9 protein-coding genes and 4 pseudogenes are annotated in these 15885 nt (G+C 68.5%); 7 read left to right on the top strand and 6 right to left on the bottom strand.

The features are described from left to right. Positions 1-19: 19 nt before the first annotated feature. Positions 20-2326, bottom strand: coding sequence for a glycogen debranching protein GlgX (gene glgX, locus KXC42_RS14200; RefSeq protein WP_033097618.1), 2307 nt, complete (start codon positions 2324-2326; stop codon positions 20-22). Positions 2327-2373: 47 nt separating this feature from the next. After that, the gene (locus tag KXC42_RS14195) at positions 2374-4482 is read right to left on the bottom strand and encodes an acyltransferase family protein (protein ID WP_219129181.1); all 2109 of its coding nucleotides are present in this window, start codon (positions 4480-4482) and stop codon (positions 2374-2376) included. Positions 4483-4631: 149 nt separating this feature from the next. On the opposite strand from KXC42_RS14195, the gene KXC42_RS14190 reads away from it, so the two are divergent. The 6 genes and pseudogenes from KXC42_RS14190 to KXC42_RS14165 form a co-directional block, all read left to right on the top strand. Beyond that, positions 4632-5921, top strand: coding sequence for an adenosylmethionine--8-amino-7-oxononanoate transaminase (locus KXC42_RS14190; RefSeq protein ID WP_064852380.1), 1290 nt, complete (start codon positions 4632-4634; stop codon positions 5919-5921). 307 nt (positions 5922-6228) lie between these two features. Continuing rightward, the gene (locus KXC42_RS14185; RefSeq protein ID WP_219129180.1) at positions 6229-7368 is read left to right on the top strand and encodes an 8-amino-7-oxononanoate synthase; all 1140 of its coding nucleotides are present in this window, start codon (positions 6229-6231) and stop codon (positions 7366-7368) included. Then, positions 7365-8078 (top strand): dethiobiotin synthase, encoded by a 714-nt coding sequence (gene bioD, locus KXC42_RS14180; protein ID WP_006554105.1) that lies wholly within the window; start codon positions 7365-7367, stop codon positions 8076-8078. The genes KXC42_RS14185 and bioD overlap by 4 nt, the downstream gene beginning before the upstream one ends. 104 nt (positions 8079-8182) lie before the next feature. Next, complete coding sequence (locus KXC42_RS14175; RefSeq protein WP_006554104.1) at positions 8183-8470, top strand: hypothetical protein; 288 nt, start codon at positions 8183-8185, stop codon at positions 8468-8470. Continuing rightward, positions 8467-9303 (top strand): hypothetical protein, encoded by an 837-nt coding sequence (locus tag KXC42_RS14170; protein WP_006554103.1) that lies wholly within the window; start codon positions 8467-8469, stop codon positions 9301-9303. Before KXC42_RS14175 ends, KXC42_RS14170 begins: the two co-directional genes overlap by 4 nt. A gap of 45 nt (positions 9304-9348) precedes the next feature. Further along, positions 9349-11019: pseudogene (locus KXC42_RS14165) on the top strand (fumarate reductase/succinate dehydrogenase flavoprotein subunit); the annotation flags it as partial. A 45-nt stretch (positions 11020-11064) separates the two neighbouring features. Here the strand turns inward: KXC42_RS14165 and KXC42_RS14160 are convergent. From KXC42_RS14160 to KXC42_RS14145, 4 genes and pseudogenes are all read right to left on the bottom strand, one after another. Continuing rightward, positions 11065-11304, bottom strand: a pseudogene (locus tag KXC42_RS14160) (transposase); the annotation flags it as partial. Positions 11305-11351: 47 nt separating this feature from the next. After that, positions 11352-13307, bottom strand: coding sequence for a tyrosine-type recombinase/integrase (locus tag KXC42_RS14155; RefSeq protein WP_064257806.1), 1956 nt, complete (start codon positions 13305-13307; stop codon positions 11352-11354). Continuing rightward, on the bottom strand, positions 13304-14359 hold the full coding sequence (locus KXC42_RS14150; protein WP_064257805.1) for a tyrosine-type recombinase/integrase: 1056 nt from the start codon (positions 14357-14359) through the stop codon (positions 13304-13306). The genes KXC42_RS14155 and KXC42_RS14150 overlap by 4 nt, the downstream gene beginning before the upstream one ends. Before the next feature lie 116 nt (positions 14360-14475). Then, positions 14476-15492: pseudogene (locus tag KXC42_RS14145) on the bottom strand (IS256 family transposase); the annotation flags it as partial. A 135-nt stretch (positions 15493-15627) separates the two neighbouring features. Here KXC42_RS14145 and KXC42_RS14140 point away from each other — a divergent pair. Further along, a pseudogene (locus KXC42_RS14140) lies at positions 15628-15885 on the top strand (fumarate reductase/succinate dehydrogenase flavoprotein subunit); the annotation flags it as partial.

Genomic DNA, 15885 nt, shown 5'->3' with positions numbered 1-15885 from the left:
GACTCCGTACCGCCGGTGGTCACCGGGTCTTCCGGAGCACCAGAACCGAGCGTGCCTGCACCCGGACCGGCTTACCGGCGACGACCGTCTCCTCGCGCAGACCGTCGGGAACGTCGGTGTCGAGCGCGACCGTCCATTCCTCGGCGTGCGGGCCGTCGGGGGTGACGAACTCGATCGGTTCGTGATGGGCGTTGAAGCACATCAGGAACGAGTCGTCGACGACGCGCTGCCCCCGCTGATCGGGTTCGGGGATGCCCTCGCCGTTGAGGAAGACCGCGAGCGACTTGCCGAAACCGCTGTCCCAGTCCTCGGGCATCATCTCGTCGCCGGCCGGCGTGAGCCACGCGATGTCGCGGGACTGATCACCGCTGCGGATGGGTCGGCCCTCGAAGAACCTGCGACGCCGGAAGACAGGGTGGTCGGTGCGCAGCGCGATCACGTTGCGGGTGAACGCGACCAGGTCGGCGTTGGACTCGGCGAGCGACCAGTCCACCCACGAGAGTTCGTTGTCCTGGCAGTACACGTTGTTGTTGCCCTGCTGGGTGCGACCGAACTCGTCGCCGTGGGCGAGCATCGGCGTGCCCTGCGACAGGATCAGCGTCGCGAGCATGTTGCGCTGCTGGCGCCCGCGCAGCGCGAGGACCTCGGGATCGTCCGTGGGGCCTTCCACACCGCAGTTCCACGACCGGTTGTGCGACTCACCGTCGCGATTGCCCTCGCCGTTGGCATCATTGTGTTTCTCGTTGTACGACACCAGATCCGCAAGGGTGAACCCGTCGTGGGCGGTGACGAAGTTGACCGACGCGCCGGGACGGCGGCCGGTGTCCTCGTACAGATCCGACGAGCCGGTCAGGCGCGACGCGAACTCGCCGAGGGTGGCCGGTTCGCCGCGCCAGTAGTCGCGGACCGTGTCGCGGTACTTGCCGTTCCACTCCGTCCACTGACCGGGGAAGTTGCCCACCTGGTAACCGCCCTCACCGATATCCCACGGCTCGGCGATGAGCTTGACCTGCGAGACCACCGGATCCTGCTGGACGAGATCGAAGAAGGCCGACAGCCGGTCGACGTCGTGCAGCTCGCGCGCCAGGGTCGACGCGAGATCGAACCGGAAGCCGTCGACGTGCATCTCGGTCACCCAGTAGCGCAGCGAGTCCATGATCAGCTGCAGGGTGTGCGGGTGACGGGCGTTGAGGCTGTTGCCCGTTCCCGTGTAGTCCATGTAGTAGGCCTTGTCGTCGTCGACGAGGCGGTAGTAGGCGGCGTTGTCGATGCCGCGGAAGCAGATGGTGGGACCGAGATGGTTCCCCTCGGCGGTGTGGTTGTAGACCACGTCGAGGATCACCTCGATGCCCGCCTCGTGGAAGGCCCGCACCATCGCCTTGAACTCGGCGACCACGGCGCTCGGCTTGGTCGACGACGAGTACTCGGCGTGCGGCGCGAAGAACCCGAAGGTGTTGTACCCCCAGTAGTTCCGCAGCCCCTGGTCGAGCAGCACCTGGTCGTGCATGAACTGGTGCACGGGCATCAATTCGATCGCGGTGACGCCGAGATCGAGGAGATGGTCGATGATCGCCGGGTGCGCGAGACCGGCGTAGGTGCCCCGCATGTGTTCGGGGACGTCCGGATGCGTGGCCGTCATGCCTTTGACGTGGGCCTCGTAGATGACCGTCTCGTTGTAGGGGCGGCGGGGATGACGATCCGTCGCCCAATCGAAGAACGGGTTGATCACCACGGTCGTCATGGTGTGGCCCAGCGAATCCAGGCCGGGAAGCTCTGCGGCGGCGTCGGAGGTCTGCCCCGTCGCGATCGCCTCGGGCTCGGCGTCGTCGGTGGACACGGCGTCGCCGGTGTCGGTGTCCTCGGTGTCCTCGGTGTCGGTGTCCTCGGTGTCGTCCGTGCTCTCGTCCGAGGCGCTGTCGGCCACGGGCTCGGCACCGGGCAGCGGGTACGAGAACAGCGACGGGTCGCCGTCGAACGACCCGTCGAACGCCTTCCCGTACGGGTCGAGGAGCAGCTTGCTCGGATCGCACCGGTGACCGTTCTCCGGATCGAACGGACCGTGCACGCGGTAGCCGTAACGCTGGCCGGGGGAGACCGTCGGAAGGTAGGCGTGCCAGACGTAACCGTCCACCTCCTCGAGCGGGATGCGGGTCTCGGTCCCGTCACGGGAGATCAGGCACAGCTCGACCTTCTCGGCGATCTCGGAGAACAGTGCAAAGTTCGTGCCCGCCCCGTCGTAGGTCGCGCCGAGGGGATAAGGGGATCCCGGCCACACTTCCAGGGGCTCGGGCATCTCGTCGCTGGCGCTCGCTTCGGTGGTCTCCATGCCCGCCAACAGTAGTCTTCCGGCGGTCCCGGCACCGGGTGAGCGCGTCACCACCAGCCGGTGGCGGGACCGAGTTGTCGGCCGAGCTCGGGCGTCAGCGTCCGGACGTAGGTCGTGGTGAGGTGGTTCTCGTCACGATAGATGAGGATGTTTCCCTCCACCGCCCGGCACAGATCCTGCCGGCAGAACTTGTCGGACAGGTCGAGCAGCGACACGGTGGGCAGGTGCGCGGATGCGGCGACGGCCGGGTCGATCGGGTCCAGCGCCTCCTCGCGCGGCACCCCGCACGTCTCCGCGGTGCCGCCTCCCGCAAGGCAGTCGGCGGCCCGATAGGCGAGATCGCCGCGGAACAGCCACGGGTTGTCGCGGATCGCCACCACCGGGATGCCGTAGTCGGCGAGCGTCTCCCACAGATCGACGTACCAGAACGGAACGAAGTCGCCCGGCCCTTCGCCCTGGTCCTTGGTGCGCGTCGACGTGGTGAACACGTAGTCGGGCGGATCTGCGCGCAGTTCGGCGAGCACGGCGGTCGACCATGTGTCGCACTCGACCGTCGGGGACTCCTCGACGAGCGGGGCGAGGGGATCGGAGAGCGGGCACCCGACCTTGAGATAGGTGTCGAGGCGGAAACCGTGTTCGATGCCGAGCGCGTCGAGCGCAGCGAGCCAGTGCTCCGAGTGCGACCCCCCGACGATCACCATGCGGCGGGTCGCGAGCGGGTCGCCGTAGGTACAGGTCAACGGTGCGCGATTGGTGTGCTGGGCGATGCAGTTGTCGAGCGTCGCGGGAGGCAGGTCGCGATGGGCGACGAGCAGCGGCGGTTGCACCGGTTGCGGCTCGGTGGAGACGGCGGGATCGAACACCGCAGCGCCGGGGTACAGCTCCGTCGGCAGGGCGGCGACGCCCTCGAGGGCCTCCGTCGAACGGTCGACGTGGGTGTGCCAGAGGTTCGCGGCCCCGACGAGGGTGACGGCCAGGACCGTCACGAGACCCACGAGCGCGGTGCGGGACGGCCGAGGGGGTTCGACGCGGCGGATGGGGTCCTCGAACCACCGGGTCGACGCCTCGGCGAGCAGCAGCGACAGGGCGATCACGATGAGCCCGCCCACCAGGCCGACCGACGGGTGCCCGAGCACGATCAGGTAACCGATGAGGATCGGCCAGTGCCACAGGTACAGCGCGTAGGCGATCGCCCCGAGGCGCACCATGGGCGCGGATGCCAGCAGTCGCGCCGACGGCGTGTCGTGCTCGGAGTCGGAGTCGGAGTCGGAGTCGGAGCCGGAGCCGGAGCGGATACCCGCGACGACGAGCGCCATGGCCGCACCGACGGGGACGAGCGCCCACGGCCCGGGGAAGAGGGAGTTGCCGTCGAGGACGAAGCCGCACGCGAGCAGCACCGCGAGTCCGAGCGCACCGAGCACGATCCGCAGCGCGCGCGGAACCCGCAGCCACGGCGACAGGCACATCAGCAGTCCGCCGAGAGTCAGCTCCCAGGCACGGGCGGCGCTGTCGTAGTACATCCACGACTGCGGCCGGTCGGCGAGCACCGCGTACGCCAGCGACGCCGCGGTGAGGGCGGCCAGCAGCACCGTCAGGGGCAGGCGGACAGGCACCGACATCCGCCGCAACAGCCACGCGAAGCCGAACACCACCACGAGCGCCGCGATGTAGAACTGGCCCTGCACGGCGATCGACCACAGGTGCTGGAGCGGGCTGACCATCGGATCCGCGGCCAGATAGTCGCTCGCCGTGCGGGCGAGATACCAGTTCTGGAAGAACAGCAGCGACGCCCCGGTCTGGTCGGCCATCTCGAGCCACTGCGTGAACGGCCGCAGCACCACCGTGGCGGCCGCGACAGCGGTGAGCACAACGACGAGCGGAGGCAGCAGACGCCGGCCGATCCGCCGCAGGACGGGACGCGGATCGAGCGGGGCCGAGGAGTCGGCGGTCCTCAGGAGCGTGCCCACGAAGAAGAAGCCGGAGAGCGCCAGGAAGACGTCGACACCACCGGAGACGCGACCGAACCAGACGTGGAAGATCACCACGAGCGCGATCGCGAGACCGCGCAATCCGTCGATGTCGGCACGACGCGCGGGGCGCCTGCCTGCTGTCCGCGCGCCACTCTCGAGTTCCGGTCCCGAGGTGTGGACGGACATGTGACGGATACCCCCGGTGTCTTACGTGTTCGGCTGTGCTGCGAACCGGGCGACGAACGCACCGGCCGATTGCCGTGAGCGTCGTTCACGGCAACTCGGGCAGACTACGCGGCTGCGGGCGGCGACCTCCAACCGCCTACAGTTTGGGCGTGGGCAACTCTCCTCTCCCGGTCGAGCGGATCCGCACCCTCGACGCTCGGCACCTCTGGCACCCCTACGGCGCGTTTCCGGCGACCACCGAATCGTTGGTGGTCGACCGTGCCCACGGTACCCGGATCGTCCTCGCCGACGGTCGTGAGCTGGTCGACGGCATGAGTTCGTGGTGGGCCGCGGTGCACGGATACGGGCATCCCGTGCTCGACGCGGCCGTCCGCGATCAGCTCGACCGGATGAGCCACGTGATGTTCGGCGGCCTCACCCACGAACCCGCCGCGCGGCTCGCGGAACTGCTCGTCGACATCACCCCCGCCGGTCTCGACACCGTCTTCCTCGCCGACTCGGGCTCGGTGTCGGTGGAGGTGGCCGTGAAGATGGCGGTGCAGTACCAGCGTGCCGTCGGCAGGCCGGGACGGCGTCGCCTGCTCACCTGGCGCGGCGGCTACCACGGCGACACCTTCGCCCCGATGAGCGTGTGCGATCCGGAGGGCGGCATGCACGCACTGTGGACCGACATGCTCGCGCGGCAGGTCTTCGCCCCCGCCCCACCGGCCCGTTTCGATCCCGACTACGTCGCGCACTTCGAGGCGATCCTGCTCGAGCACGTCGACGAGCTCGCCGCGATCGTGGTCGAGCCGGTCGTCCAGGGCGCCGGCGGCATGCGCTTCCACGACCCGCGGTATCTGCGCGAGCTGCGCAGGATGTGCGACGAGCACGGACTGGTACTGATCTTCGACGAGATCGCGACCGGTTTCGGGCGCACAGGCGAACTCTTCGCCGCCGACCACGCGCAAGTGAGCCCGGACGTGATGTGCGTGGGTAAGGCACTCACCGGCGGATACATGACCCTCGCGGCGACATTGTGCACGCGGGCCGTCGCCGAAGCGATCAGCGCGGGGGAGGGTGGCGGTGTGATGCACGGCCCGACCTTCATGGGCAACCCGCTCGCGTGCGCCGTCGCCGTCGCGGCGGTCGAACTGCTGCTCTCCCGCGACTGGCGGGCCGAGGTGGCGGCGGTGAACGCGGGACTGACGGAGGGACTCGCGCCGGCACGCGAGTTGCCGGGGGTCGCGGACGTCCGCGTCCTCGGAGGCATCGGCGTGATCGAACTCACCGATCCGGTGGACATGCGCGCGACGACCGACGCCGCCGTGGCGGCCGGGGTGTGGCTGCGGCCGTTCCGCAATCTCGTCTACACGATGCCGCCCTACATCTGCTCGGCCGACGATCTCGCGGCGATCACCTCGGGGATGATCGCCGCCGTCGGCGCGAATGCTCGGTGACCGAAGGGGTCAGCGGACGGCGGTGAGGAACCCCGCGATCGCGCCGGTCCACGAGATGGACGGTGAAGCGGTCCGCCAGGGCGGATGCCATACGCGACCATTCGTCCCCGGTCGCGATGCTGCTGTGCACGACGACGAGACCCGGACCCTGCCCGAGCTTGCGGAATCCGATCGTCGTTCCGTCCCGGGATTTGATGTGGACGACCACCTCCCATGCCGTTCGTCGGGGTCTGCCGAACCGTCCGAGCCTACGACCCGAGCCGACCGACGTGACGACTTGAACGGTGTTCAAGTATGGTCACCGCTCATGACCGCACATCCCGCCCTGGCGTGGCTCGACGACACCGCAGCGGCGCGACGCGCAGCGGGCCTGCACCGCGACCCCGTCGTCCGAACCCCCGGCACGACCGTCGTCGACCTCGCCTCCAACGACTATCTCGGCCTGACCCGCCATCCCGAGGTCCTCGCGGGAGCGACCGCTGCCCTGCGGCGATGGGGAGCCGGCGCCACCGGATCGCGGCTGGTCACCGGCACCACCGCCGAACACGAACTCCTCGAACGCGAACTCGCCGACTTCGTCGGGGCCGACAGCGGCCTGGTGTTCTCGAGCGGATACGCCGCGAACCTCGGTGCCGTCGCCGCCCTCGGTGGCAAGGACGCACTGATCGTCTCCGACGCCGGTGGTCACGCCTCGCTCGTCGATGCGTGCCGGCTGTCCCGCTCGAGGATCGTCGTCACCCCGCACAACGACGTCGACGCGGTCGCGCACGCCCTCGCGACCCGCACCGAGGCCCGCGCGCTCGTCCTGACCGACTCGGTGTTCAGCACCGACGGCGACCTCGCGCCGCTGCGGGAACTGCATCGCGTCTGCCGAGCGCACGGCGCGTTGCTCCTCGTCGACGAGGCCCACGGGGTAGGAGTCCGCGGCGCGGGGGGCCGCGGACTCGTCCACGAAGTGGGCCTCGCCGGCGAGCCCGATGTGGTCGTCACCGCGACGCTGTCGAAATCCCTTGCCTCCCAGGGCGGAGCCGTCCTCGCCGACGGGCGTGTGCGGGAACATCTCGTGGACACCGCGCGCACCTTCATCTTCGACACCGGACTCGCCCCGGCCGCCGTCGGTGCCGCCCGGGGTGCGCTGAAGGTGCTGCGCGCCGAACCCGCACGTGCCGCTGCCGTGCTCGAGCAGGCCGGGCGCTTGGCTCGTCTCACGGGCGTCGAGGCGCCGCCGTCCGCCGTGGTGTCGGTGATCCTCGGCGACCCGCGCGTCGCCGCCGACGCCGCGGCGCGGTGCCGCGACCGCGGCGTGCACGTCGGCTGCTTCCGGCCGCCCTCGGTTCCGGCCGGTACCTCGCGGCTGCGCCTGACGGCACGCGCGAACCTCACCGACGACGAACGCGCCCTCGTCGACGAGGTGCTCACCGACGTCCTCGCGGGAGCCCGGGCGTGAGCATCCTCGTCGTCACCGGCACGTCGACCGATGTGGGCAAGACCGTCGCGACCGCGGCACTCGCCGCGAACGCCGTGGCCGCGGGACTGCGGGTCGCGGTGTGCAAACCCGCCCAGACGGGCGTGACGGACGACGGGCCGGGCGACCTGCAGGAGATCCGGCGACTGGCCGGGGACCGTGTCCGGCTCGTCGAACTCGCGCGGTATCCCGATCCGCTCGCACCGGATACCGCCGCGCGGCGCAGCGGACGCCCGATGCTCACCCTCGAGGAGATCGTCGACACCGTCCGGATTCTCGACACCGAGTACGACCTCACCCTGGTCGAGGGGGCGGGAGGTCTGCTCGTCCGGCTCGGCGCGGGCGGTTTCACCCTCGCCGACGTCGCGGCCGCGCTCGGAGCGCCGGCGGTGATCGTCGCCGCCGCGGGACTGGGCACGCTCAACCACACCGCGCTCACCGTGGCCGCGCTCCGCTCGGCGGGGATCGAATGTCCGGGGGTCATCGTCGGATCCTGGCCTGCTGCACCGGATCTGGCGGAGCAGTGCAATCTCGACGACCTCCCCGACGTCACCGGCGTCCCCATCGTGGGCAGGATCCCGGCCGGCAGCGGCGCTCTCGACGCCCGCGTCTTCGCCACCCGTGCCTCTCGGTGGTCGGATCTGCCGCTCCCGACGAAACGGCGTGCGGGCGGATCTTCCGCTGTACTGTGATGGATGCCACATTGCAACTGGCCTGTTCCCATCGTGTCGGCCGGCGCGACATGCCGATACCCGCTACGGAAGGGACATGTCGACCGCTCGGCCCGGAGGTACGGATGTCCATCAGCGAATTGCAGGAACTTCAGCGCACCGCCGCCCACCTGCGCCAATGCCTCGGATCCCTACGATCGCGCTACGGGGACGCAGCCCCGGTGAAGAGGCTGTCGAACGACGTCGAACGTCTCGACATCGACATACGCGACTTCGCCGAACATCCTCCGCGCGAGGTCGTCAACGGCCTCGGTCAACGCATCCCGATTCCCGATACGCCGTACGACGACTCGTTGTTCCGCGGAACGGATACGGACGACGAAGGTCTCGGCGGGCTGCACGGCTCGCGGTGAGCACCTCCGAGGCGACGCCGGCGGCGCGCGGTGAGCCGGCCACCGGCGTCCGATCCGAGGGCCGCGCACGGATCACCGCGCGGACGCTGCGGACCGACCGCTGGTGGCAGACACCCGCACTCACCGTCCTCGGTCTCGGTGTGTTCGTGGTGTACGCGACGATCCGTTCGTTCGTGCGCAGCGCCTACTACGTCGAGGACTACCACTACCTCACGCCGTTCTATTCGCCGTGCGTGAGCGCGTCCTGCGTGGACGGCGCCCGCCATTTCGGCACGTGGGTCGGCGAACTCCCGATGTGGATCCCGCTCGCCTTCCTGTCGTTGCCGTTCCTCCTCGGCTTCCGGCTGACCTGCTACTACTACCGCAAGGCCTACTACCGATCGTTCTGGTTGTCGCCGCCCGCGTGTGCGGTCGCCGAACCGCACCGGCACTACACCGGGGAGACGCGGTTCCCGCTGATCCTGCAGAACTCGCACCGCTACTTCTTCTACGCCGGCTTCGTGGTGTCGCTGATCAACACCTACGACGTCGTCCTGTCCTTCCGCGGTCCGAGCGGGTTCGGCATCGGACTCGGCAACCTGATCCTGCTGATCAACGTCGTGCTGCTCTGGGGCTACACGTTGTCATGCCACTCTTGCCGGCACGTCACCGGAGGCAGGCTGCGGCACTTCTCGAAACACCCCGTGCGCTACCGGATCTGGACGTTCGTCTCGAAACTCAACACCAGGCACATGCAGTTCGCGTGGATCACGCTGGGAACCCTGATCCTCACGGACTTCTACATCATGCTCGTGGCGAGCGACACCATCGCCGATCTGCGGTTCATCGGCTGACGCGCACGGCACGACACCGGCCGCACCGGAGGAGGGGGAACACGGATGGTGGATGTCGAACGGCACAAGGTCGACGTCGTCGTGATCGGAGCAGGCGGCGCCGGGCTACGCGCGGTGATCGAGGCGCGGCAACGCGGCTTCTCCGTCGCCGTGGTGTGCAAGTCGCTGTTCGGCAAGGCCCACACCGTGATGGCCGAGGGCGGATGTGCCGCCGCGATGGGCAATGCCAACCCCCGCGACTCCTGGCAGGTGCACTTCCAGGACACGATGCGCGGCGGCAAGTTCCTCAACAACTGGCGGATGGCCGAACTGCACGCCCGCGAGGCCCCCGACCGCGTGTGGGAGCTGGAGACCTACGGAGCGCTGTTCGACCGCACCCCCGACGGACGGATCAGCCAGCGCAACTTCGGCGGCCACACCTATCCGCGACTCGCCCACGTCGGCGACCGCACCGGACTCGAACTCATCCGCACGATGCAGCAGAAGATCGTGTCGCTGCAGCAGGAGGACCACGCCGAGCACGGCGACTACGAGGCCCGGGTGCGGGTCTTCGCCGAATGCACCATCACCGAACTGCTGAAGGACGACGAGGGACGCATCGCCGGTGCGTTCGGATACTGGCGCGAGACCGGGCGTTTCGTGTTGTTCGAGGCGCCCGCGGTCGTCATCGCCACCGGTGGTATCGGCAAGTCGTGGAAGGTCACGTCGAACTCGTGGGAGTACACGGGCGACGGTCACGCCCTCGCCCTGCGTGCCGGCGCCACCCTGATCAACATGGAGTTCGTCCAGTTCCACCCGACAGGGATGATCTGGCCGCCGAGCGTGAAGGGCATCCTCGTCACCGAGGGTGTGCGAGGCGACGGCGGAGTGCTGAAGAACTCCGAGGGGGAGCGGTTCATGTTCTCCTATATCCCGCCGGTGTTCAAAGGCCAGTACGCGGAGACAGAGGAGGAGGCCGACCGCTGGTACGAGGACCAGGAGAACAATCGCCGCACGCCCGACCTGCTCCCGCGCGACGAGGTCGCCCGCGCCATCAACTCCGAGGTCAAGGACGGCCGGGGGACTCCGCACGGCGGAGTCTTCCTCGACATCGCCTCGCGGATGCCGGCCGACGAGATCATGCGCCGCCTGCCGTCGATGCATCACCAGTTCAAGGAACTCGCCGACGTCGACATCACCGCCGAGGCCATGGAGGTCGGCCCGACCTGCCACTACGTGATGGGCGGCATCGAGGTCGACCCCGACACCGCCGCTGCGGCAGTCCCGGGGCTGTTCGCCGCCGGGGAATGTTCCGGTGGCATGCACGGATCGAACCGGCTGGGCGGGAATTCGCTGTCCGATCTGCTGGTCTTCGGTCGCCGGGCAGGTCTCGGCGCCGCAGACTACGTGCAGAGCCTCACCTCGCGGCCGATCGTCGGCGACGCCGACATCGACGCCGCCGCCCGTGCGGCGCTCTCGCCCTTCGATCCGGCCGACACCGATCGCGCCGAGAACCCGTACACCCTGCACACCGACCTGCAGCAGGTCATGCAGGATCTCGTGGGCATCATCCGGCGCGCGGACGAGATCGAACGTGCCCTGCGCGAACTCGACACCCTGCGCACACGGATCCGCAACGTCGCGGTGGAGGGCCACCGCCAGTTCAACCCGGGCTGGCATCTCGCCCTGGACCTGCGGAACATGCTCCTCGTATGCGAGTGCGTCGCGCGGGGGTCAAGCCCCTGGTAGTGGTGTAACTCGTTTTTGATCCTTCGTTGGTGGTCAGGCGGGTAGTTGCATCAGTTCATCGGTGCTCACCTCCGTCGCCTGGCTGGTGTCGGTGTTGGTGGTCAGGGTGAGCCGGCAGCGGCTGAGCACTTCTAGGCCGAGGTATCGGCGGCCTTCGGCCCATTCGTCGGTCTGCTCGGCCAGGACGGCGCCGATGAGGCGGACGATGGCATCCCGGTTGGGGAAGATGCCCACGACGTCGGTGCGGCGGCGGATCTCGCGGTTGAGCCGCTCGGTTATCCGGCCCTCAGGGATGAGATCAACCCTGATCTCACATCGAATCAGCGATCGAGACGCTGCAAGTGGTCGGTCAACGCCTCAGCGACACGATGATGCCGGGCAGCTTCATCGGGCCATCCACGGTCACGAGCATCGACCTCGAGAGCCTGGATGTCGGTGCGTTGCGCCTCGAGCGCGCCGCGGAACTCAGGTCCGGTGACGAAGTTGTCGCAGGTCTCGCAGATGTTGGCATAGGGACACGCACCCGCGCTCTCGTGACGGGAACAGTAACCGTGGGCAACACGCGTTTTGAGCATCTCACTGCCGAGCCAACTCACCGCGTCGGGGACGATCGGTTTGCCGACCGGAGTGAGCGTGAACCGCCGCCGCATCTTGCCCATCGCCTGGTCATAGGCATCCCGCAACGTCGGTGAAGCCAAAGTGGCGTAACGCAAAGTCATCTGCGGAGTGACATGCCCGAGCAACGCCATCAACGCCTGCAGGCTCATCCCGGCGTTGGCGAGTTCGGTGGCCCAAGTATGCCGCAGCTGATGCGGGGTCACCACCAACGGCGCACCCCCGGCCCCACGCAGTCCGCAAGCCTCGACGGCAGCGAGCAGACCGTTGCGCAGCCGGGTCTGGCTGAGACGGCGGCCGTGTGCGACGAACAGGAAATCGGTCAACTCTCCGGTGCGGGGATGCGGCAATGGCCGACAGATACCACGCCCGCCGGTCCACTCGTCCAACGCGGCGATAGTGGTCGCCGAGAGCGGGACCATGCGTTCGGTGGCGAGCTTGCCCAACGGAACCTTGAGCCAGGTCCCGGCCGGGCCGTAATCGATGACGCTGCCGAGCTCGAGATCCAGTAGCTCCCCGACCCGCAGACCGGCTCCGCGCAGCACCGTCAACCCGATACGAGCGAACGAATCATCCAGCTGGGAAACCGCATTCATCACCGCAGCATCGATGTCGGGCGGCAATGCCCGCGGAAGCGGTTGGTCGAGTTTCGGGACGTCGGCGGCGAAGACCAGACGGCGCGGTGGGGCCTGCTCCCAGCCCCATTCGGTGATGTCCTCGAGCAGGTTGCGCACGCTCAGTACCGTCGATTGGATCACGGCCTTGGAGATGATGCGCCCGGCCCCGGCAGCGGCGCGTTGCCCACGCCAGGTGCGGGTGCGATTCCAGACGAGGAAGCCCTCGATGTGACTGCGGTCGAGATCCTCGAGGGAGGTGACCTCGGGATGGTTGGTGGTGAGGTAGTCCGCGAACGGCAGCAGGTCGTTGATCAGCGATTCGGCCGATTTCGGGCGGAGCACCGATGCCCGGACGGTGACGTAACGCAACAGGGCCTCGCGGATCGGATCGGCCATCGGGGCGTCGGCGAAGCGTTGGGCGTAGGTGCGGGCCCACGGTCGGCGCCGTGGTGGGGTGTCGACGATGCGGGCCTGAAACAGCATTTGTCGCAGTCCCGCGATACGGTTGCGGTAGGCGCGTTTCGATGTATCCGGGATTGACTGTGTGGCAGCCAATGCGGCGTCGAACTCGCCGACGGTCTCGGCGCTCACACCGCTGACGGAACCGCCGTGCCAGGCGAGCAGCACCGCCAGGCACTCGCCGAGGACGGTCTCGACCCATTGCGGTGTCCACCCCAAAACCAGGCCGGCGGCCCGGACCGCGGCGAACCCGTCCGGGTCGCGGTCCTCGACGGCCCGGCCGAGTCCGGTGAGGTTCTTGACGGCCGCGAGTTCGAGGTCGAGCCGCAGGTTGCCGCGTCCGATGAGGTGACACAGCAGTGGCCAGGCCCCGGTGCGGCGTAGTTCGGCCAGCCGGTCGGCAGCGGGTCGGGTCATCCAGTCCCGCAAGTCCGGATGCGTGGTGAGGAAGGTGGTCGCGATGAGGGTGCGAGCGCGCACCGACCTGTCGCTGAGCCCGAGGCTGGCGACGTGCTCGAGGTAGTCGGTGAGCACCGCACCCGGTCCGGCCGGCAGGACGACCGTCGCAACCACCGCGGTGCTCATTGTCGTGTTCCGGCGAGACTGGCGCGGGCCGCGCCGTATTCGGCGGCGAGCTGCTCGACCGACAAATGCACATATTCGGCAGTGGTGTCCGGAGACACATGCCCCATCAATTCTCGCAGCACCATCAGATCGATTCCGGCGGCAGCGAGTTCGGTGCCGTAGGTGTGGCGCAATCGGTGCGGACGCACCCTCGTCGCACCGGAGAGGTCCCGGTGCCGCCGGAACAGCGACCGCAGTCCCGCCTCGGTCACCGGCGCCCCCGCGGTGGGGCCGCGCAGCACCACGAAACACTCCTCGGTCGCCAACCCCGGTGGCCGTTCGAGGCGCAGATAGGCCGACAGTTCGGTGAAGAACACCGCATCGACCGGCACCACCCGTTCCTTGCAGCCTTTGCCGAGCACCCGGAGTCGTCGCTGGCCGAAATCGACGTCTGCCAACCGCAGGGATCGCACCTCGGCGTTGCGCAGCCCGCCGAACAGCATCGCCCACAACATCGCTCGATCCCGATGGGTGCGCAGCGACGCCGCAAACTGCTCGATCGCGTCGGCGTCGAGGGACTCGGGCAGTAGCCGCGGTTGGCGTACCAGCCTGCCTCCGGCTCGGGGTCGGCCCGGCCCGAGGTGTCCGAGCAGTCCTCGCGCTGGTGGTCGCAGTCCCTGTCCGCGCCGCGGTGAGGGCACCGGATTTTCGGTGCGTATCCCGGTCATCACCAGGTATTCGAACAATGCGCGTATCGCCGCGACTCGTCGGTTGATCGTCGATGCCGCAGTGCCCCGATCACCTCGTGTCGCCATGCCTGGGCGGGGTTTGCGGTGCACGTTCTGCCAGTCGACCCACTCGAACACCGTCACCGGCGTCACCGCAGCCACCGTGAGGTCGCGATCGAGCAGGAATCGGGCCAGATTGAGCACGTCGAACGCATATGCCCGCACCGTTGCCGAACTGAATCCGCGTCCGGCCAGATGCGTCAGGAACGCGTTTGCTGCTGCGCATCCTTCCCATTGGCCGTCGATCACATGCCCGTTGCTGCTGATGCGCACCCGAACGGTCATTGTCCGCCGCCTTTCGATCGGAGCCGACACCGCCAGCATGCGCCTCAACCGGTCGTCGGCTCAGGACCTCACGCTGCAACCGTGATCGTGTCGTGGGAGGGCCGGTTAACCGATATGGGGTTGTTGGACCAGATCTGTCGCCACACGTCGTCGGGAAATGCGGTGAAGGCGAGCAGGTCTTCGCGGGCGTCGCCGAGGTGGTCGGCGACCTCGGGCAGCCGGTGCTCGGCGTACTCCAGCAGCCGGTCGAATTGCGCGTTGACCGCCTCCGCGGTGGGCTGGTCGTAGACGCTGTGCAGCATCGCCTTCACGGCCGGCCACATGGACTTGGGGCACACGGCCATGAGGTTCGCCGAGTAGTGGGTGCGGCAGCGTTGCCACGCGGCGCCGGGCAGGTTCGCCGCGATCGCCTCGATGAGCCCGGCGTGGGCATCGGAGGTCACCAGCCGCACCCCGCCCAGGCCGCGGGCAACCAGGTCGGCGAAGAAGGTGTTCCACGAGGCCGTGGTCTCACTGGTGGCGACCTGTATGCCCAGCACCTCGCGGTGGCCGTCGCCGTTGACGCCGGTGGCCAGCAGCACGGAAGCCTTGACGACCTGCTTGTTCTCGCGGACCTTGATCGTCAACGCATCGGCGGTGACGAAGGTGAACGGCCCGGCCTCGTCCAGGCGGCGGTGCCGGAACGCGGCGACCTGCTCGTCCAGGTCCTGGGCCATGCGTGAGACCTGCGACTTGGACAGCGAGTCGATACCCAGGGTCTTGACCAGCTTGTCCATCCGGCGGGTAGACACCCCGGCCAGATAGCAGTCGGCTACGACGGTGATCAGCGCGGACTCGGCTCGCTTGCGGCGCTCGAGCAGCCACTCGGGGAAGTAGCTGCCCGAGCGCAGCTTCGGGACGGCGACGTCGACGGTGCCGACCCGGGTATCCAGGGGCCGGTGGCGGTAGCCGTTGCGGTGGTTGGTGCGCTGTTCCGAGCGGGCGTTCCACTCGGCGCCGCACACGGCGTCGGCATCGGCGGAGAGCAATGCGTTGATCATGGTCTGCAGTAGCTCGCGCATCAGATCCGGCGACGCGTCGGCGAGGGCTTGGCCAAGCAGGCCTGCAGGGTCGACAATATGAGGTGCGGTCATCGTGATGACTCCGTTCGAGGATTCGGTAGAAGGTTGACTCGAAGGATCACACGGTGGCCGCTCTACACCCGTGCACAACACGGAATCGCAGACGATCTCGGCCACCGAGTTACACCACTCTATGGGGCACTACTCGCGCGGGCCGCGTTGCAGCGCACCGAGAGCCGCGGGGGACATACCCGCGACGACCACCCGTCGATGGACTCCGAATGGCGTCGCACTCTGCTCGCCTGTCGCCTGGACGGCGGCGACCCGTTCGTCCCCGACGTGACGGTCACCGCCGAACGGCAGCAACCGATGCGTCCCGACCTGCTGGAGCTGTTCGACATCGACGAACTCGGGAAGTACTACACCGACGAGGAACTCGCGGATCATCCCGGACGGAGGGGTTGA

The sequence above is a fragment of the Rhodococcus sp. LW-XY12 genome (assembly GCF_019317345.1).
Lineage (GTDB): Bacteria > Actinomycetota > Actinomycetes > Mycobacteriales > Mycobacteriaceae > Rhodococcus > Rhodococcus pyridinivorans.
Note: the sequence above shows the minus strand (reverse complement) of the source record. Positions and strands in the feature narration are given on the sequence as shown.